Consider the following 20,858-nt stretch of genomic DNA (forward strand, 5'->3'; position numbering starts at 1 on the left):
ACCTCGTCCAGCGCCTCGGCGAACACCGGGAACCGGCCATACAGCTCCCGGCCCATCCCGACGCGCTGCGCGCCCTGACCCGAGAACAGCACCGCCAGTTTCCCGTCGGTCTCCCGGCTGACGCCGCGCGCGAGTTCCCGTACCCCTTCCGCGTCGGCCGCGAGGACCGCGCGGTGGGCGAAGGCCGCCCTCGCGGTGGCGAGGGTGTGGCCCACGTCGACCGGTGACGGGCCGGTCAGCGCCGTGACCTGCTCGATCTGTGCCGCCAGCGCGGCTTCGGACCCGGCCGACACCGGCCAGGGCACGAGGCCCGGGACCGTGGCGGGCGTGGCGGGCTCGTCCGCCGCGGGCTCCTCGGTGTCCGGTGCCTGCTCGATGATGACGTGGGCGTTGGTGCCGCTGACGCCGAAGGCGGAGACGCCGGCCCGCCGGGCCTGTCCGGTCTCGGGCCACTCCTGCTGTTCGGTGACGAGCGCGACCGTGCCGTCCGTCCAGTCGACGTGCGAGGACGGGGACCCGATGTGCAGCGTCTTGGGCAGCACGCCGTGGCGCATCGCGAGGAGCACCTTGATGGTGCCGGCGACGCCGGCGGCGGCCTGGGTGTGGCCCAGGTTGGACTTGACGGCGCCGAGCAGCAGCGGGCGCTGCCGGTCCGTTCCGTAGGCGGCCATCAGGGCGTGTGCCTCGATGGGGTCGCCGAGGGTGGTGCCGGTGCCGTGGGCCTCGACGACGTCGACGTCGGCGGGGGTGAGGTCGGCGTCGGCGAGGGCCTGGCGGATGGCGCGCTGCTGGGCGGGGCCGCTGGGGGCGGTCAGCCCGTTGGAGGCGCCGTCCTGGTTGACGGCGGTGCCGCGCACGATGCCCCAGACGTCGTGGCCGTTGCGGCGGGCGTCGGAGAGCCGTTCCAGGACGAGGATGCCCACGCCCTCGGACCAGCTGGTGCCGTCGGCCGCGTCGGCGAAGGGCTTGCAGCGGCCGTCGGGGGCGAGCCCGCCCTGGACCGTGAACTCGGTGAAGGAGTCGGGGCTGGACATGACCGAGACGCCGCCGGCCAGTGCGAGGGTGCACTCGCCGCTGCGCAGGGCGTTGGCGGCCATGTGCATGGCGACCAGCGCGGAGGAGCAGGCGGTGTCGACGGTGACGGCCGGGCCCTCCAGGCCGAAGGCGTAGGAGAGGCGTCCCGACATCACGCTGGCGGTGTTGCCGGTGGCGACGTGGCCGCGTACGTCGGCGGTGCCGGTGCCCTGGCGCAGGAGGGTGGCGTAGTCCTGGCCGTTGGTGCCGACGAAGACGCCGGTGCGGCTGCCGCGCAGGGTGGTCGCGTCGATGCCGGCGCGTTCGAACGCTTCCCAGGTGGTCTCCAGCAGTAGGCGCTGCTGGGGGTCCATGGCGAGGGCCTCGCGGGGCGAGATGCCGAAGAAGGTGGCGTCGAAGAGGCCGACGCCGTCGAGGAAGCCGCCTTCGAGGGTGGCGGAGGCTCCCTGGGCGAGGGCTTCCAGGTCCCAGCCGCGGTCCGCGGGGAAGCCGGAGATGGCGTCCTCGCCCCGGCTGAGCAGTTGCCAGAGGTCTTCCGGGGACCGTACGCCGCCGGGGAAGCGGCAGTTCAGGCCGACAATGGCGATGGGGTCGTCGTCCGCCGCCCGGCCGACGGGGGCCGGGGTGTCGGTTCCGGACGCGGGCAGGGTGCCCTGGAGTTCGGCAAGCAGGAAGTCGGCGAGGGCGGTCGGGGTCGGGTGGTCGTAGACGAGGGTCGCGGGCAGTTTCAGGCCGGTGGCGGCCGTGAGGGTGTTGCGCAGTTCGACGGTGGTCAGCGAGTCGAAGCCGAGGTCGCTGAAGGCGCGGTCGGCGCCGATGCCCGAGGTGCCGGTGTGTCCGAGGACCGCGGCGACCTGGGTGCGTACCAGGTCCAGGACGAAGCGCGGGCGGGCGGCCGGGGCGAGTCCGGCGAGCCGCCGGCGCAGGGCCGGTTCCCGCGGGGTGCCGTCCGGTGTTCCGCCGGGCGCCGTGGCGCGGCGCAGTTCGGGCAGGTCGCCGACGAGGGGGCTGGGGCGCAGGGCGGTGAACACCTCCGCGTAGCGCTGCCAGTCGATGTCGGCGAGGGCCAGCGTCGTGGCGTCGTGCTCGATCGCCCGGCGCAGGGCGGTGAGGGCGAGCCGGGGTGCCATGGGGGTGTAGCCGCCGCGGCGTACGCGGTCCTGGATGCCGGTGCCGTCGGCCGCCATTCCGGTCTCGGCCCAGGGGCCCCAGGCCAGTGAGGTGGCGGGCAGGCCGTGGGCGCGGCGGTGTTCGGCGAAGGCGTCGAGGAAGGCGTTGGCGGCGGCGTAGTTGCCCTGGCCGGGTGCGCCGAGGGTACCGGCGACGGAGGAGAAGAGCACGAAGGCGGTCAGGTCCCGGTCGCGGGTGGCCTCGTGCAGGTTGACGGTGGCGGTGACCTTGGCGTGCAGGACGGTGGTGAACTGCTCGGGGGTGAGGGTGTCCAGGGTGCCGTCGTCGACGGTGCCGGCGGTGTGGAACACCGCGGTGAGCGGGTGCTCGTCGGGGACCAGGGCCAGGGCGGTGCCGAGCGCGTCGCGGTCGGCCGTGTCGCAGGCCGCGATGGTGACCCGGGCGCCCAGGCCCTCGATCTCCGCGGTCAGTTCGGCGGCGCCGGGTGCGTCGGCTCCGCGGCGGCTGACCAGCAGCAGGTGCGGGGCGCCCGCTTCGGCCAGCCAGCGGGCGACGTGGCCGCCGAGGGCACCGGTACCGCCGGTGACGAGCACGGTGCCGGTGGGGCTGAAGGTGCCCGTCTCGGGGGCCGGTGCGGCGCGGTGGTGTACCAGGCGGCGGACGAAGGTCGCGGCGGTGCGTACGGCGAGCTGGTCCTCGCCGCCGCCGTCGGCGAGGACGGTGGCCAGGCGGCGCAGGGTGGTGCCGTCCAGTTCGTCGGGGAGGTCGACGAGACCGCCCCAGCGCTCCGGGTGCTCCAGTGCGGCCACTCTGCCGAGGCCCCAGACGGCGGCCTGGGCGGGCCGGGCCGGATGTTCGGCGCGGTCCACGGCCACGGCGGTGCGCGTCACGCACCACAGCGGTGCCTCGATTCCGGCGTCGCCCAGGGCCTGGACGGCGGTGGTGGTCAGCAGCAGGCCGGTGGCGGTGGCGTCGTCGGTGCCGTCGCCGGCCGTCGCCAGCAGGGACAGGACGCCCGCGAAACCGCCGTGCTCGGCGGCCAGTTCGCCCAGTCCTCCGGCCAGCTCCCGGCGCTGCGGGGCGGTGACGTCGAGCCGTACGGAACCGGTGCCCAGGGCGTCGGCGACCGAGTCGGTCCAGGCCTGGTCACCGTCGGCCGGTGCGAGCACCAGCCAGGTGCCGGACGGGTGTCCGGCGGCGGCCGGGCCGGTCAGGCGCTTCCAGGTGGCCCGGTAGCGCCAGCCGTCGACGGTGGAGCGCTCCCGGCTCTTGCGCCGCCAGGAGGACAGGGCGGGTACGACGGCGGTGAGGGTGTCGTCGTCCAGGTCCAGCGAGGAGCCCAGGGACTCCAGGTCCGCGCGTTCGACGGCGGACCAGAACTCCGCGTCCGCCGCGTCGGCGGGGTGTGCGGGCGCGGTGGTTCCGGCTGCTGCCTCGGGCCAGTAGCGCTCGCGCTGGAAGGAGTAGGTGGGCAGGTCGGTCCGCCGGGCGCCGCTGTCCGCGAACACGGCGTCCCAGTCGACGCGTACGCCGTGGAGGTGGAGCCGGGCCAGTGCCGTGGTCAGTGCCGGGGCCTCGGGCCGGTCCCGGCGCAGCGCCGGGACGGCGGTGGCCCGGACCTGCTCGCCGGTGCTCTCGCGCACCGCGCCGCTGAGCACGGCGTCCGGGCCCAGCTCGAAGAAGGTCGTCACGCCGTGTTCGGTGAGGTGGCGTACGGCGTCGGCGAAGCGGACGGTGCCGCGGACTTGTCCGGTCCAGTACTCCGGCGTGGCCAGCTCCTCGTGGGTGAGGAGCGCGCCGGTGACGGTGGAGACCAGCGGCACGGTGGGTGCGTGGCAGGTGACGGAGCCGACGGCGCGGGCGAAGTCGGCCAGCATCGGGTCCATGTGCGGCGAGTGGAAGGCGTGGCTGACGCGCAGCCGCTTGGTGCGGCGGCCGAGCTCCTGGAAGTGGGCGGCCACGGCGAGGACCGCGTCCTCGTCGCCGGAGACGACCAGGGAGCCGGGGGTGTTGACGGCGGCGACCGTGGCCCGCCCCTCGTAGGAGGCGAGCACGATGGCCACCTCGTCCTCGGTGGCCTCGACGGAAGCCATGGCGCCGCCCGCGGGCAGGGCCGCCATCAGGCGGCCGCGGGCCGCGACGAGGGTGCAGGCGTCCTCCAGGGAGAGGACCCCGGCGGCGTGCGCGGCGGCGAACTCGCCGATGGAGTGGCCCGCGACGTAGTCGGGGCGCAGGCCCCAGGACTCGGCGAGGCGGAACAGGGCCACTTCGAGGGCGAAGAGGGCGGGCTGGGTGTAGCCGGTGTCGTCCAGCAGCTCGGCCTCGGGGGTGCCGGGGTCCGCGAAGAGGAGGTCCCGCAGCGGGCGGTCGAGTTCGAGGTCGAAGCGGGCCAGTACGGCGTCCAGCGCCTGGGCGTAGACCGGGTGGCGGTCGTACAGCTCGCGGCCCATTCCGGGGCGCTGGCTGCCCTGTCCGGTGAAGAGGAAGGCCAGCCGGCCGCGGTCCGGGCGGCCGGTCAGCAGCCCGCCGTCGGGGGCCGCGTCGCGCAGCGCGGTCAGGGCGCGGGCGAGGGTGGCGGGGTCGTCGGTGACGACGGCCGCGCGGTGCTCCAGGGCGGCCCGGGAGGCGGCGAGGGAGTACGCGAGGTCGGTCAGCGGCAGGTCCGGGTGGTCGGTGAGGTGGGACAGGAGCCGCCCGGCCTGGGCGCGCAGGGCCGCCTCGGTGTGTCCGGACAGGGTCACGGGGACGGGTACGAGGTCCGCCGGGCTGGCCGATGCGGTCTCGGTGGCGTCCTCGGCCCGCTCCTGCGGGGCCTGTTCGAGGATGGTGTGGACGTTGGTGCCGCTGAGCCCGAAGGAGGAGACGCCCGCGCGGCGCGGGTGTCCGGTGCCCGGCCAGGGCAGCGGCTCGGTGAGCAGGCGGATGGCGCCGGAGCTCCAGTCGACGTGGGTGGAGGGCCGGTCGATGTGCAGGCTCTGCGGCACGGTGGCGTGGCGCAGGGCCATGACCATCTTGATGACGCTGGCCACGCCGGACGCCATCTGGGTGTGGCCGATGTTGGACTTGACGGAGCCCAGCAGCAGCGGGTTCTGCGGGTCGCGGTCCTGGCCGTACGTGGCGAGCAGGGCCTGCGCCTCGATGGGGTCGCCGAGGGCGGTGCCGGTGCCGTGTCCGTCGATGACGTCGATGCCGTCCGCGTCCACCTGGGCGTTGGCCAGGGCCTGGCGGATGACCCGCTGCTGGGACGGGCCGTTGGGCGCGGTCAGTCCGTTGGAGGCGCCGTCCTGGTTGACGGCGGAACCGCGGATGACGGCCAGCACCTGGTGCCCGTTGCGGCGGGCGTCGGAGAGCCGCTCGACGAGGAGCAGGCCGACGCCTTCGGCCAGGCTCATGCCGTCGGCCTGGTCGGAGTACGCCTTGCAGCGGCCGTCGGCCGCCATCGCGCGCTGCCGGCTGAAGCCGACGAACGCGCCGGGCGTGGACATGATGCTGACGCCGCCCGCGAGGGCCAGCGAGCTCTCGCCGTTGCGCAGCGACTGGCAGGCCAGGTGCAGGGCGACCAGCGAGGAGGAGCAGGCGGTGTCGAGGGAGACGGCCGGGCCCTCGAAGCCGTAGGTGTAGGAGAGCCGGCCGGACAGGACGCTGGAGATGGTGCCGGTGATCAGGTGGCCCTCGGCGCTCTCCGGGCTCGCCCCGGAGGCTCCGTAGTCCTGGTAGCTGGCGCCGATGAACGTGCCGGTGCTGCTGCCGCGCAGAGTGGCGGGGTCGATGCCGGCGCGCTCCATCGCCTCCCAGGAGGTCTCCAGCAGCAGGCGCTGCTGGGGGTCCATGGCCAGAGCCTCGCGGGGCGAGATGCCGAAGAAGGAGGCGTCGAAGTCGGCGGCGTCGTGGAGGAAGCCGCCCCGGGTGGAGTAGGTGTGGCCGGCCCGGTCGGGGTCGGGGTCGTAGAGGCCCTCGGCGTCCCAGCCGCGGTCCGTGGGGAATTCACCGGTGGCGTCGCCGCCTTCGGTGACCAGGCGCCACAGGTCTTCCGGTGAGCCGACGCCGCCGGGGTAGCGGCAGCTCATGCCGATGATGGCGATGGGATCGTCGTCGGCGGCGGTGGCGGTGCCGGTGGCCGTGGGGGTGGTGTCCGTGGCGGACCCGGCGAGGGACTCGCGCAGGAAGGTGACGAGGGCGAGCGGGTTGGGATAGTCGAAGACCATGGTGCTCGGCAGGGCGAGCCCGGTCACGGTGGCGATCCGGTTGCGCAGGTCGACGGCGGTCAGCGAGTCGAAGCCGACGTCGCGGAAGGCGCGCTGTCCGGAGAGCACGTCGGGTGAGGCGTGGCCGAGTGCGGTGGCCGCTTCGGTACGGACGAGGTCCAGCAGCAGCCGGTCCTGCTCGACGGTGGCCAGCCCGAGCAGCCGGGTGGCGAACTCGTTGCCGGAGGCCGCGTGGTCCGCGTTGTTCGTGCTGCCCTCTGCGAGTCCCTGGACCTCGGGCAGGTCCTCGAAGAGCCGGGTGGGCCGGGCGGCGGTGAAGACGGGGTGGTAGCGCTCCCAGTCGACGTCGGCGACGGCCAGCTGTGTCTCGTCGTCGTCCAGGGCCTGGCGCAGGCCGGTGAGGGCCAGTTGCGGGTCCATGAAGACCAGTCCGCTGCGGCGGATCTGGCCGGGGTCGACGCGGCCGAGCTTGAGGTCGTCGGCCCAGATGCCCCAGGAGACGGCGGTGGCGTGGGCGCCGCGGGCGCGGCGGTGCTCCGCCAGGGCGTTCAGGTAGGCGTTGCCCGCCACATAGGCGGCGTGGGCACCGCTCCCCCACATACCGGCGGTGGAGGAGTACAGCACGAAGGCGTCGAGGTCGTCACCGAGGAGTTCGTCCAGGTGCCGGGCGCCGGTGACCTTGGCGTCCATGACCTTCGCGAAGTCGTCGTGGGTGGTCTCGTCCAGCGTCGCCAGCTCGATGGTGACGGCGGTGTGCACGACGGTGCGTACGGTGCGTCCCTCGGCCGCCAGTCCGGCGAGCATCCGGGCGACCGCGTCGCGGTCGGTCAGGTCGCAGGCGACGACGCCGGCCTCGCAGCCCAGGTCGGCCAGTTCGCGGACGAGTTCGTCCATGCCGGGCGCGGCCGGGCCGCGGCGGCTGGTGAGCACGACGTGCTCGGCGCCCTGCTCGGCGAGCCAGCGGGCCAGGTGCGGGGCGAGGGTGCCGGTGCCGCCGGTGACGAGGGTGGTGCCCCTCGGCGTCCAGGGGCGGGCCGGCGCGGGGTCGGCGGGGGTGGCGCGTACGACGCGGCGGGCGAGGACGCCCGAGGCGCGCAGGGCGAGCTGGTCCTCGCCGGTGCGGCCGGACAGGACGGCGGCCAGCCGTTCGCCGGCCCGCTGGTCGAGCTGCTCGGGCAGGTCGACCAGGCCGCCCCAGCGCTGCGGGTGTTCGAGGGCGGCGGTCCAGCCGAGGCCGAGGATCTGGGCTTGGTCGGGGCGGGTCAGCCGGTCCGCGCGGCCGGTGGAGACGGCTCCGCGGGTCAGGCACCACAGGGGTGCGTCGGCCCCGGCGTCGCCGAGTGCCTGGACGAGAGTGAGAGTCAGGGCGATCCCGCGGGTGAGCGCCGGATGGGCCGCGCTGTGTCCTTCGGCCTCGGCCAGCAGGGACACCACGCCCGTGAAGTCCGCCACGTCGTCGAGGGCGGTCAGGCGTGCGGTCAGGGTGGCGCGGTCGGTGCAGGCGTCGTCCAGGGCGAGGGTGCGCGGGTCGGCGCCGTGGGCGGCGAGGATCGCGGTGACGGTGTCGGTGCGGGTGCCTTCGGGGGCGACGACGAGCCAGGTGCCCGTCAGGGCCGCCGTGGGCAGGCTGGTCAGTGGCTTCCAGGTGGTGCGGTAGCGCCAGGAGTCCACGGTGGTCAGGTCGCGGCGGCGCTTGCGCCAGTGCGAGAGGGCCGGCAGGACCGGGGCCAGGGAGGCGCGGTCCAGGCGCAGGCTGGAGGCGAGGGCGTCGACGTCCTCCTCCTCGACCGCCGTCCAGAACTCGGCGTCCGCGGGGTCCGCCTCGGCCCGGTCCCGTGGCCGCTCGGGGACGGCCCACAGGTGCTCGCGCTGGAAGGCGTACGTGGGCAGCGGTACGCGGCGGGCGCCGGTGCCGGCGAGGACACCGGCCCAGTCGGCGTCCGCGCCCCGTACGAAGGCCTCGGCGAGGGAGGTCAGGAAGCGGTCGGTGCCGCCCGTGTCGCGCCGGAGCGTGCCGAGTACGGCGGCCGCGGTGCCGGCTTCCTCGGCGGTCGCCTGGATGCCCATGGAGAGGACGGGGTGGGAGCTGACCTCGATGAAGAAGTGGTGCCCCTGGTCGAGGAGGGCTCCGATGGCGGGCTGGAAGTGGACGGTCTGCCGCAGGTTGGTGTACCAGTAACCGGCGTCCATGACCGTGGTGTCCAGCCAGTCGCCGGTGACGGTGGAGAAGAAGGGCACCTCGGCCGCGCGCGGGCGGACCGGCGCGAGGACGGTGCTCAGTTCGTCCCGCACCAGCTCGACCTGCGCGGAGTGCGAGGCGTAGTCCACGGCGATGCGCTTGGCGCGGATGTCCGCGGCGACCAGCTCGGCCTGCAGGGCGTCCATCGGCGCGACGGCACCGGAGACGACGGTGGACCGGGGGCCGTTCACGGCGGCGATCGACAGGGCGTCGTACGCAGCGAGGCGCTGTTCGACCTCGGCGGCCGGCAGCGGCACCGACATCATGCCGCCGGACCCGGCCAGCCCGCGGGCGATGGCCTGGCTGCGCAGGGCGACGACCCGGGCCGCGTCCTGCAGGGTGAGCGCCCCGGCGACGGCGGCCGCCGCGATCTCGCCCTGCGAGTGGCCGACCACGGCGTCGGGGGTGATGCCGTGCGACTTCCACAGCGCGGCCAGCGAGACCATGACGGCGAAGGAGGCGGGCTGGACGACGTCGACGCGGTCCAGGGTCGGTGCGCCTTCGGTCTGGCGCAGCACGTCGAGCAGTGACCAGTCGGTGAACTCGGAGAGGGCGGTGGCGCATTCGGTCAGACGCTCGGCGAAGACCGGGGACTCTTCGAGGAGCCGTGCGCCCATGCCGGCCCACTGGGAGCCCTGGCCGGGGAAGACGAAGACGGTCTTGCCGTCGGTGTCGGCGGTGCCCTGGACGACGCCGGGTGCGGAGCCGCCGTCGGCGAGGGCGGCGAGGGCCGCGCGCCGGGCCGTGTCGTCGGTGCCGACGACGACGGCGCGGTGGTCGAAGAGCGTGCGCGAGGCCACCAGGCTGTGGGCGACGTCGGACGCGTCGGGTGCCTGCTCGCCGTCGAGGTGGGCGGCGAGGTTGGCGGCCTGGGCGCGCAGCGCGCCCGGGGTACGGGCGGACAGCACCCAGGGGATGGCGTCACCGGCCGGGGGCACCGGCCGCTCGGGCGTCGTACCGCTCGGCCGGGGGGCCTCTTCCAGGATGGTGTGGGCGTTGGTCCCGCTGATGCCGAAGGAGGAGACCGCGCAGCGGCGTGGGCGCTCGCCCTCGGACCAGTCGGCGGGTTCGTTCAGCAGGGCGAGGGTGCCGGGTGTCCAGTCGATGTGGCTGGAGGGGGTGTCCGCGTGCAGGGTGCGCGGCAGCTCGCCCTGGCGCAAGGCCAGGACCATCTTGATGACGCCGGCCACGCCGGCCGCCGACTGGGTGTGCCCGATGTTGGTCTTGACGGAGCCCAGCAGCAGCGGGTTCTGCGGGTCGCGGTCCCGCCCGTACGTGGCGAGCAGGGCCTGCGCCTCGATGGGGTCGCCGAGGGCGGTGCCGGTGCCGTGTGCCTCGACGGCGTCGATGTCCGCCGGGGCCAGCCCGGAGTTGGCCAGGGCCTGGCGGATGACGCGCTGCTGGGAGGGGCCGTTGGGGGCGGACAGGCCGTTGGAGGCGCCGTCCTGGTTGATGGCGGAACCGCGGACGACGGCGAGGATGTCGTGCCCGTTGCGCCGGGCGTCCGACAGGCGTTCCAGGACGAGGATGCCGACACCTTCGGCGAGGGTCATGCCGTCGGCGCCGTCGGAGAACGCCTTGCAGCGGCCGTCGCCGGCCAGGGCCCGCTGCCGGCTGAAGGCGACGAACGGGTTGGGGTTGGTCATCACGGTCGCGCCGCCGGCCAGCGCCAGGGAGCTCTCGCCGTTGCGCAGCGACTGGCAGGCCAGGTGCAGGGCGACCAGGGACGAGGAGCAGGCGGTGTCGACGGTGACGGCCGGTCCTTCGAGGCCGAAGAGGTAGGCCAGGCGTCCGGAGAGGACGCTGGGGCTGGTGCCGGTCACCAGGTGTCCGGCGGAGCCGTCCTCGATGCCGAGTCCGTACTCCTGGTAGGTGGAGCCGATGAAGGTGCCGGTCGCGCTGCCGTGGACGGTGGTGGGGTCGATGCCGGCGTACTCGAACGCTTCCCAGGTGGTCTCCAGCAGCAGCCGCTGCTGCGGGTCCATGGACAGCGCCTCGCGCGGCGAGATGCCGAAGAAGGAGGCGTCGAACTCGCCCGCGTCGTGCAGGAAGCCGCCCTGGCTGGAGTACGTCGTGCCGGGGTGGTCCGGGTCGGGGTGGTGCAGGGCGGTGTCCCAGCCGCGGTTGACGGGGAAGTCGGTGATCGCGTCGACGCCTTCGGAGACCAGTTCCCAGAACTGCCGCGGGGAGCGGACGCCGCCGGGGAAGCGGCAGCTCATGCCGACGATGGCGATCGGCTCGTCGAAGCCGCCCGCCGCCGTGGCCGCCGGGGCGGCCGTGGCACCGCCGGTGCCCAGGAGTTCCCCGCGCAGGTGGCGGGCGAGGACGGCGGGGGTCGGGTAGTCGAAGACGAGGGTGGCGGGCAGGTTCAGGCCGGTGAGGGTGGCCAGCCGCTTGCGGAGTTCGACGGCGGTCAGCGAGTCGAAGCCGGCGTCCCGGAAGGCCCGCCGGTCCGCTATGGCGTCCGCGGAGTCGTGGCCGAGGGCGATGGCCGCCTCGGCACGTACCAGGTCGGCCAGCAGCCGTTCCTGTTCGTCCTGGTCCAGGCCGCTGAGGCGGGCGGCGAACTCCGGCACGGCGCCCCGGGTGTCGCTCTCGGCGCGTACGAGGGCCTGGACCTCGCCCAGTTCGTCGAAGAGGGCGCTGGGCCGGGTGGAGGTGAAGACGGGGTGGTAGCGCTCCCAGTCGATGTCGGCGACCGTGACGGTGACGTCCCGGTGGACGACGGCGCGCCGCAGTTCGGTGATGGCGGCCGTGGGAGCGAGGAAGCGCAGGCCGCGCCTCTGGAGTTCGTCGGTGACGGCCTCGTGGGTGGCCATGCCGGCTTCGGCCCAGGGGCCCCAGGCGACGGAGGTGGCGGGCAGGCCTCGGGCCGCGCGGTGTGCGGCGAGGGCGTCGAGGTAGGCGTTGGCGGCGCTGTACGCGCTCTGTCCGGCGCTGCCCCACACTCCGGCGATCGACGAGACGAGGACGAAGAAGTCCAGGTCGTGGCCGTCCAGGAGGCTGTCGAGGTGGGCGGCGCCGAGCATCTTGGCGGCCATCGCCGCCGCTGCGTCGTCCAGGGGGGTGTCGGTGAGGGCGGCGTTCTGGCCGACGCCGGCCGCGTGCACGACGCCGGTCAGCGGGTGTTCGGCGGGGACGGAGGCCAGGAGCGCGGCGAGGGCGTCGCGGTCGGCGGTGTCGCAGGCCGCGATGGTGACCCGGGCGCCCAGTTCCTCGATCTCCGCGGCCAGTTCGGCGGCTCCGGGAGCGTCGGGGCCGCGGCGGCCGGTGAGGAGGAGGTGGCCGGCGCCGCTGCGGGCGAGCCAGCGCGCGGTCTCGGCGCCGAGCGCTCCGGTGCCGCCGGTGACGAGTACGGTGCCGCGCGCGGTGAACGCGTCGGCCGGGGGCAGTTCGGCCTGCGGGTGGCGCACCAGGCGCCGGCCGAGTGCCCCGGTGGCGCGGATCGCGAGCTGGTCCTCGCCGCCCTGTGCGGCCAGCGTGCTGACGAGGTGCTGGGTGGCGGGGGCGTCGAGGGTGGCCGGCAGGTCGATCAGGCCGCTCCACAGCTGCGGGTGTTCCAGGGCGGCGACGCGGCCCAGCCCCCAGACCGCGGCCTGGAGGGGGTTGGTCAGCGGGTCGTCGGGGCCGGTGGTGACCGCGCCGCGGGTCAGGGCCCACAGGGGTGCGTCGAGCGGGGTGTCGGTGAGCGCCTGGGTCAGCACGAGGCTGAGCGCGAGCCCGGCCGGCACGTCGGTGCCGGGCCGGTGGCCGGGCCGGTCGGCGAGCGGGAGCAGGGAAAGGATGCCGGAGAAGCCGCGCTCCTCCGTGCGTACGGTGTCGAGCCGGGCGGCGAGTTCGGCGCGGTCGCGGCAGGCGTCGTCCAGGACGAGGGTTTCGAACTGGGCGCCGTGGCCGCGCAGCGCGTCCAGGATCTCGTCGCTGTCGATGCCGTCGGCGGTGACGAGCAGCCAGGTGCCGTCGAGTACGGGTGCGGCGGCCGCCCGTACGGGCCGCCAGGCGACGCGGTAGCGGGTGGAGTCCAGCAGCGCCTTCTCGTGCCGCTGCTGGCGCCAGGACGACAGCGCGGGCAGCAGCGCGTACAGGGAGGCGTGCTGTTCGTCGCGCAGCCCCAGCAGAGTGGCCACCTGCGCGGCGTCGCCGCGTTCGACGGAGCTCCACAGTTCGGCGTCGGCGGGATCGGGGGCGCCTTGCGTGAGGCGGGCCGGGGCAGGCTCGGGCCAGTAACGTTCGTGCTGGAAGGCGTAGGTGGGCAGGCCGACCGTACGCGCTCCGGTGCCGGCGAGGTACGCGGTCCAGTCGACGGCGGTGCCGCGTACGTGCAGCCGGGCCAGGGCGGTGGCCGCGCAGCGCTCCTCGCCGCGCCCGGTGCGCAGCATCGGGACGATCTGCGCGTCCGCGTCGTCGCCGAGGGCTTCTTCGGCGGCGGCCGACAGCACGCTGTCGGGGCCGAGTTCGAGGAAGGTGCCGGCGCCGCAGTCGTGCGCGGCGCGCATGGTGTCGGCGAAGCGGACGGCGCCGCGGGCGTGCGCGACCCAGTAATCGGCGGAGCGCAGCTCGGCCTCGGTGGCGGGGCGTCCGGTCAGGCCGGAGATCACGGTCACGTCGGGCGCGTGGTAAGCGAGCCCGGCGGCGACCTCCCGCAGCCCGTCGAGCGCGGGCTCCATGAGCGGCGAGTGGAAGGCGTGGCTGACCGGCAGCCGCTTGGTCTTGCGGCCCTGGTCGGCGAAGTGGGCGGCGATCTCCTCGGCGGCGGCCAGGTCCCCGGCGATCACGATGCTGCGGGGGCCGTTGACGGCGGCGACGGAGACCTCGTGCCCGCGCCCGGCGAGCAGCGGCGCGAGTTCGTCCTCGGTGACCTGGAGGGAGATCATCGCGCCGCCGGCGGGCAGCTCCTGCATCAGCCGGCCCCGGGCGGTCACCAGGCGGGCCGCGTCGGGCAGCGAGAGGACGCCCGCGACGTGCGCGGCGGTGATCTCGCCGATGGAGTGGCCGAGCAGCACGTCGGGACGGATGCCCCAGGTGCGCAGCAGGCGGTGGAGCGCGACGCCGATGGCGAACAGCGCGGGCTGGGTCCACTCGGTGCGGCCCAGCAGCGCCGCCTCGGGGGTGCCCTCCGGGGCGAACAGGACGTCCTTGAGGGGACGGTCCAGGTGCGGGTCGAGTGCGGCGGCCACCTCGTCGACGGCCTGGGCGAACGCGGGGAATCGGGCGGCGAGTTCGCGGCCGGCGCCGGGGCGCTGGCTGCCCTGCCCGGAGAACACCACGGCCAGCTTGCCGGCGCCGCCGACCTCGCCCTCGGTGAGCGCGGAGTCGGGGCGGTCGGCGGCCAGGCTGGCCAGGGCGCGCAGCAGTTCGTCGCGGTCGCCGGTGACGACGGCGCGCTGGTCGAAGTCCGAGCGGGTGGTGGCGAGGGAGAGCCCGACGTCGGCCGGGTCGAGGCCGGGGCGCTCGTCGAGGAAGGACCGCAGGCGGGCGGCCTGGTCGCGCAGCGCCGCCCGGCTCTTGCCGGACAGCGTCCAGGGCACGACGGCCGGGCTGAGCGCCGGCTCTTCGCGCTCCTCCGGGGCGGCCGACGGCTCTTCGACGATGAGGTGCGCGTTGGTGCCGCTGAAGCCGAAGGAGGAGACGGCGGCGCGGCGCGGCCGGCCGGCCTGCGGCCAGGGGGTCTCCTCGGTGATCAGGCGCACCGCTCCGGAGTCCCACTCCACGTGCGAGGACGGCTCGTCGGCGTGCAGGGTGCGGGGCAGTACGCCGTGGCGCATGGCCATGACCATCTTGATGACGCCCGCCACGCCGGCCGCGGCCTGGGTGTGGCCGATGTTGGACTTCACGGAGCCCAGCAGCAGCGGGTTGTGCTCGTCACGCTCCTGCCCGTATGCGGCGAGCAGGGCCTGTGCCTCGATGGGGTCGCCGAGGGTGGTGCCGGTGCCGTGGCCCTCCACGGCGTCGACGTCCGTGGCGGTCAGCCCGGCGGCGGACAGTGCCTGCCGGATCACCCGCTGCTGGGAGGGGCCGTTGGGGGCGGTCAGGCCGTTGGAGGCGCCGTCCTGGTTGACGGCGGAGCCGCGTACGACGGCCAGTACCTGGTGCCCGTTGCGGCGCGCGTCGGAGAGGCGCTCCAGGACGAGTACGCCGACGCCTTCGGACCAGCCGACGCCGTCGGCGCTGTCGGAGAACGCCTTGCAGCGGCCGTCCGGGGACAGGCCGCGCTGCCGGGAGAACTCGATGAGGGCGCCCGGTGTCGACATGACCGTGACGCCGCCGGCCAGGGCGAGCGAGCACTCCCCCGAGCGCAGTGCCTGCATCGCCCAGTGCATGGCGACCAGCGAGGACGAGCACGCGGTGTCGACGGTGACGGCGGGGCCTTCGAGGCCGAGCGTGTAGGAGACGCGTCCGGAGGCGACGCTCGGTGCGGTGCCGCTGCCCTGGTGGCCCTCGAACTGCCCGCCGGAGAGCACCGTGGCGTAATCGTTGTACATCACGCCCGCGAACACACCGGTCTGGCTGCCGCGCAAAGACACCGGGTCGATGCCGGCCCGCTCGACGGCCTCCCAGGACGCTTCGAGGAGCAGCCGCTGCTGGGAGTCGGTGGCCAGGGCCTCGCGGGGGCTCATGCCGAAGAACGCGGGGTCGAAGTCTGCGGCGTTGTGCAGGAAGCCGCCGAAGCGGGAGTAGGAGGTGCCGGTGCGGTCCGGGTCCGGGTCGTAGAGCGCGTCCAGGTCCCAGCCGCGGTCGGTGGGCAGGCCGGAGATGGCGTCGGTGCCCTCGCTGACCAGCTGCCACAGGTCCTCGGGCGAGGCGACGCCGCCCGGGTAGCGGCAGCTCATGCCGACGATGACGATGGGGTCCTGGTCGGTGGCGGCCCGGGGGGCGCCGGCCGCGGCGGCGGCTTCGGAGCCCATCAGTTCGGCCAGGATGTGCGTGGCGAGGGCGTCGACGGTCGGGTAGTCGAAGATGACCGTGGCGGCGGTGCGCAGGCCGGTGGCCGCGCTGAGCCGGTTGCGCAGTTCCACGGCGGTCAGCGAGTCGAAGCCCAGCTCCCGCAGCGGGCGCCGCGCGTCGATGTCGGCGGTGGTGGAGTGGCCGAGCACCCCGGCCACCTGTCCGGCCACGAGGTCGAGGACGACCTCGCGGCGGTCGGTCTCCGCCAGCCGGGACAGCTGCTGTACGAGGGTGACGGCGGTCTCCGAGCCCGAGACCACCGCGCGGCGGGCCGGGGTGCGGATCAGGCCGCGCCACAGCGGCGGTATCTCGCCCTGGACGCGCAGGACGGACAGGTCGAGGCGGGTGGGCAGCAGGACCGCGGCGTCCGTGGCGGTGGCCGCGTCGAAGAGGGTGACGCCCTGTTCCTCGGTGAGCGCGGGCGTGCCCATACGGGCCAGGCGGTCGAGGTCCTCGTCCGTCAGGCCGCCGGTCATTCCGGCGGTGGGCGCCCACGGGCCCCAGGCCAGCGAGAGGCCCGGCAGGCCTTCGGCGCGGCGCAGTTGGGCGACCGCGTCGAGGAAGGCGTTGGCGGCGGCGTAGTTGCCCTGGCCCGCCGCGCCGACGGTGCCGGAGAGGGAGGAGAAGACGATGAAGGCGGCCAGGTCCAGGTCCCGGGTGGCCTCGTGGAGGTGCCAGACGGCGTCGGCCTTGGGCCGCAGCACCGCGCTGATCCGCTCGGGGGTGAGCGATTCGAGTACGCCGTCGTCGAGGGTGCCGGCGCTGTGCACGACAGCGGTGACGGGGTGTTCGGCGGGCACGCCGGCCAGCAGGGTCCGCACGGCGTCGCGGTCGGCCAGGTCGCATGCGGTGATGGCGACGTGCGCGCCGAGGCCGGTCAGTTCGGTGACGAGTTCTCCGGCGCCGTCGGCGTCGGCACCGCGGCGGCTGGCGAGCAGCAGGTGCCGTACGCCGCGCTCGGTGACCAGGTGCCGGGCCAGTACGCGGCCCAGGCCGCCGGTGGCCCCGGTGAGCACCACGGTGCCCTCGGGGTCCCATTCCGCAGCGGCCTGCGAGATCTGGGCGCGGGCGATCCGCGCGGCCAGGACGGTGGCCCCGCGGACGGCGGTCTGCGGCTCGTCCAGGGCCAGGGCCCGCGCCAGCGGCTCAGCGGCGGGCCGGTCGGTGTCCGGGTCGAGGTCCAGCAGTGCGAAGCGGCCGGGGTGTTCGCTCTGTGCGGCCCGCACCAGGCCCCAGACGGCGGCGGCCACCGGGTCCGGCGCCTGCCGGGCGTCGGTGGCGACGGCGCCGCGGGTGACGAGGACCAGGCGGGACGCGGCGTACCGCTCGTCCGCCAGCCAGGTCCGCAGCAGTTCCAGGGCGTGGGCGGTGCCGGCGTGCACGGCCGTCACGGGCTCGTCACTGGCCGCGCCCGCGACGGGGGCGAGGACCACGTCCGGGGCGTCCGTGACGGTGTCCAGGCCGGTCAGCGCCGTGACGGTGCGGTCCGGCGAGGCGAGGGCCTGCTCCAGGCCGAACAGGTCTGGGCCGAGGACGGCGGCCGTGGCGGGCGCCGCCTGGGCGGCCTGTCGGGTTGCGGTCCAGCGCAGTTCGAACAGGGCGTCGCGGACGAGGGCCCCGGCGGCGCCGAGCTGCTCGTCGGGCATGGTGCGCAGGACCAGCGAGCCGATGGAGGCGACGGGAGCGCCCGAGGTGTCGGCGACGGCGATCGCCACCGCGTCGTCCTCGGCCGGGGACAGCTTGACGCGGACGGTGCTCGCGCCGCTCGCGTGCAGGGTCACGTCCTGCCATGCGAAGGGCAGGCCGCCGCGGGCGTGCTCGCCCAGGTCGACGAAGGCCGCGGCGTGCAGCGCGGCGTCCAGCAGGGCCGGGTGGATGCCGAACGACGCGGCGGCCCCGGAGTCGTCCGCCGCCGGCAGGGTCACCTCGGCGTACACGTCGTCGCCGCTGCGCCAGGCGGCGCGCAGGCCCTGGAACAGGGGGCCGTATCCGAAGCCGGTGGCGGCCATGCGGTCGTAGAAGCCGTCGAGGTCCAGCGGGCGCGCGTCGGTGGGGGGCCAGACGGTGGCGTCGAAGCCGGTGTGGTGCTCGCCGGCGACGAGGGTGCCGACGGCGTGCTGGGTCCAGGGCAGTTCCTCCGGTCCGTCGGGGCGGGCGTGGACGCTCACGGCGCGGCGGCCGGTCTCGTCCGGGCTGCCCACCCACACCTGCACCTGGACGCCGCCCTCTTCGGGCAGTACCAGCGGGGCGGCCAGGGTGAGTTCCTCCACGCGGCCGCAGCCGGCCTCGTCCCCGGCGCGTACGGCCAGCTCCAGGAAGGCGGTGCCGGGCAGCAGCACGGTGCCGCGTACGGCGTGGTCGGCGAGCCAGGGGTGGGTGCGCCGCGACAGGCGGCCGGTGAGCAGCAGGCCGTCGGAGTTGGCGACCGACACGGCCGCGGCGAGCAGCGGGTGGTGTGCCGCGCCCAGGCCGGCGGCGCGTACGTCGCCGCCCGTCGCGGGCAGGCTCTTGGGCCAGTAGCGGCGGCGCTGGAAGGCGTAGGTGGGCAGGTCGGTGTGCCGGGCGCCGGTGCCCTGGAAGTAGGACTCCCACTGGACGGTCACGCCGCGGGTGTGCAGGCCGGCCAGCGCGGTGGTGAGGGTTTCGGCTTCGGGGCGGCCCGGCCGCAGCACGGCGAGGGTCGCGGGCACGCCGTCGGCCGGTGCCCCGTCGGCGGGTCCGGGTGCGGGGGTGCTGTCGGCGGTGGCGGCCAGGCAGGTCTGGGCCATGGCGGACAGGACGCCGTCGGGGCCCAGTTCCAGGAAGGTGGCGGCGCCGTGGCCGTCGAGCCAGGCGAGGGCGTCGGCGAACCGCACGGTGTGCCGGGCGTGGTCCACCCAGTAATCGGCGGAGGTCAGCTGCTCCACCGTGGCGAGGGTGCCGGTCAGGCCGGAGACGACCGGGAGGACGGGCGCCTGCGGCGCGAGCCCGGAGACGGCCGTGCGGAACTCCGCCAGCATGGGTTCCATGAGCGGGGAGTGGAACGCGTGCGAGACGCGCAGCCGCTTGGTCTTGCGGCCCAGTGCGGCGAAGTGCTCGGCGACAGCCGCGGCGTCGTCGGCCGCGCCGGCGATCACGACGGCGGCGGGCCCGTTGACGGCGGCGACCGAGAGGCGGTCCCGCCGGTCCTCCAGGAGGGGCAGCACCTCCTCCTCGGTGGCTTCGAGGGAGATCATGGCGCCGCCCTCGGGGAGCGCCTGCATGAGGCGGCCACGGGCGAGCACCAGGGCCGCGGCGTCGGCCAGGGAGAAGACCCCGGCCGCGTGCGCGGCGGCGATCTCGCCGATGGAGTGTCCGGCGACGAAGTCCGGCTTGACGCCGAAGGACTCGGCGAGCCGGTACAGCGCCACCTCGATCGCGAACAGCGCGGGCTGGGCGTAGCCGGTCCGGTCCAGCAGGGCGGCCTCGGGCGTGCCCTCGGCGGCGAACAGCACGTCCTTCAGGGGCCGTTCGAGGCCCTGGTCGAAGTGGGCGAGGACCTCGTCGAGGGCGGTGGCGAAGGCGGGGAAGCGGGCGGCCAGTTCACGCCCCATCCCCGGGCGCTGGGAGCCCTGTCCGGTGAAGAGGAAGGCGAGCTTGGACCGGGTCCGGGCGGTGTCCTGCACCAGGCCCGGGTCCGGCACGCCGTCGGCGAGCGCGGTGAGGGCGGCGCGCGCCCGGTCCAGGTCGGTGGCGGTGAACGCGGCGCGGTGTTCCATGCCGGAGCGGGCGGTGGCCAGGGAGTAGGCCACGTCGGCGGGCGCGAGGTCGGGGTGGGATGCGAGGTGTTCGAGCAGTTGCGCCGCCTGGGCGCGCATCGCCTCGCGGGTACGGCCGGAGACCAGCCACGGGACGGCACCCGCCGCCACGGGTTCGGCCGCGACCGGCTGCTCGGTGTCTTCCTGGGGGGCGGCCGGGGCCTCCTCCAGGATGGTGTGCGCGTTGGTGCCGCTGAGCCCGAACGAGGAGACACCGGCCCGGCGGGGCCGTTCGCCCTGGGGCCAGGGGACCTGCTCGGTGAGCAGGCGCACGGCCCCCTGCGTCCAGTCGACGTGCGAGGACGGCGCGTCCACGTGGAGGGTGCGCGGGATCAGGCCGTTCTGCATGGCCAGCACCATCTTGATGACTCCGGCCATGCCGGCCGCCGCCTGGGTGTGGCCAAGGTTGGACTTGACGGAGCCCAGCAGCAGCGGGCGGTCGGCCTCGCGGCCCTGGCCGTAGGTCGCCAGCAGGGCCTGGGCCTCGACCGGGTCGCCCAGGGTGGTGCCGGTGCCGTGGGCCTCGACGGCGTCGACCTCGTCGGCCGAGAGCCGCGCGCTGACCAGGGCCTGCTCGATGACCCGGCGCTGCGAGGGCCCGTTGGGCGCGGTCAGGCCGTTGGAGGCGCCGTCCTGGTTGACGGCGGAGCCCCGTACGACGGCCAGGACCCGGTGCCCGTTGCGGCGGGCCTCCGAGAGGCGTTCCAGGACCAGGACGCCGACGCCCTCGGCCCAGCCGGTGCCGTTGGCGGAGTCGGCGAAGGATCGGCAGCGACCGTCTTCGGAGAGCCCGCCCTGGCGGCTGAACTCCACGAAGGTGGTGGGGCTGGACATCACGGTGACGCCGGCGGCCAGCGCCAGGGAGCACTCGCCCTGGCGCAGGGAGTGGGCGGCCAGGTGCAGGGCCACGAGGGAGGACGAGCAGGCGGTGTCGATGGTGACCGCCGGGCCCACGGCCCCGAAGAAGTACGCGAGCCGGCCCGAGATGACGCTGGTGGTGGTGCCCGTCAGGGCGAAGCCCTGGACGTCGTCGTCCGGCCCCACCCGGTACTCCTGGGGCATCGCTCCGACGAACATGCCCGTACGGGAGCCCCGGACGGCCGCCGGGTCGATGCCGGCCCGCTCGAAGGCCTCCCAGGAGGACTCCATCAGCAGGCGCTGCTGCGGGTCCATGGCGAGGGCCTCACGGGGGGATATCCCGAAGAAGGAGGCGTCGAACTCGGCCGCGTCGTGCAGGAAGCCGCCGGAGAACTCCCCCGCGTCCTCGGCCGTCAGCTCCCAGCCGCGGTCGTCGGGGGACGGGGTGATGCCGTCCCCGTCGGCGGCGAGGAGGGACCAGAGCTCCTCGGGGCTGCGTACTCCTCCCGGGAAGCGGCAGCTCATACCGACGATCGCGATCGGCTCGCGGGCCGCCGCCTCCAGCTCGCCCACCCGCTGCCGGGAGCGCCGCAGATCGGCACTGGCCCGCTTCAGGTAGTCGCGGAGTTTCTGTTCCTGGTCCATGTTCGCCACGTTCAACCCAACCCA

General features: G+C 75.1%; 1 protein-coding gene. It reads right to left on the reverse strand.

The window, feature by feature from the left end:
• Positions 1-20,834: type I polyketide synthase (locus ACZ53K_RS39555; protein ID WP_468847040.1), on the reverse strand; the 20,834-nt coding region annotated here is incomplete at its 3' end.
• Between the last annotated feature and the right edge of the window lie 24 nt (positions 20,835-20,858).

This window comes from Streptomyces sp. NPDC033221 (genome assembly GCF_055577005.1).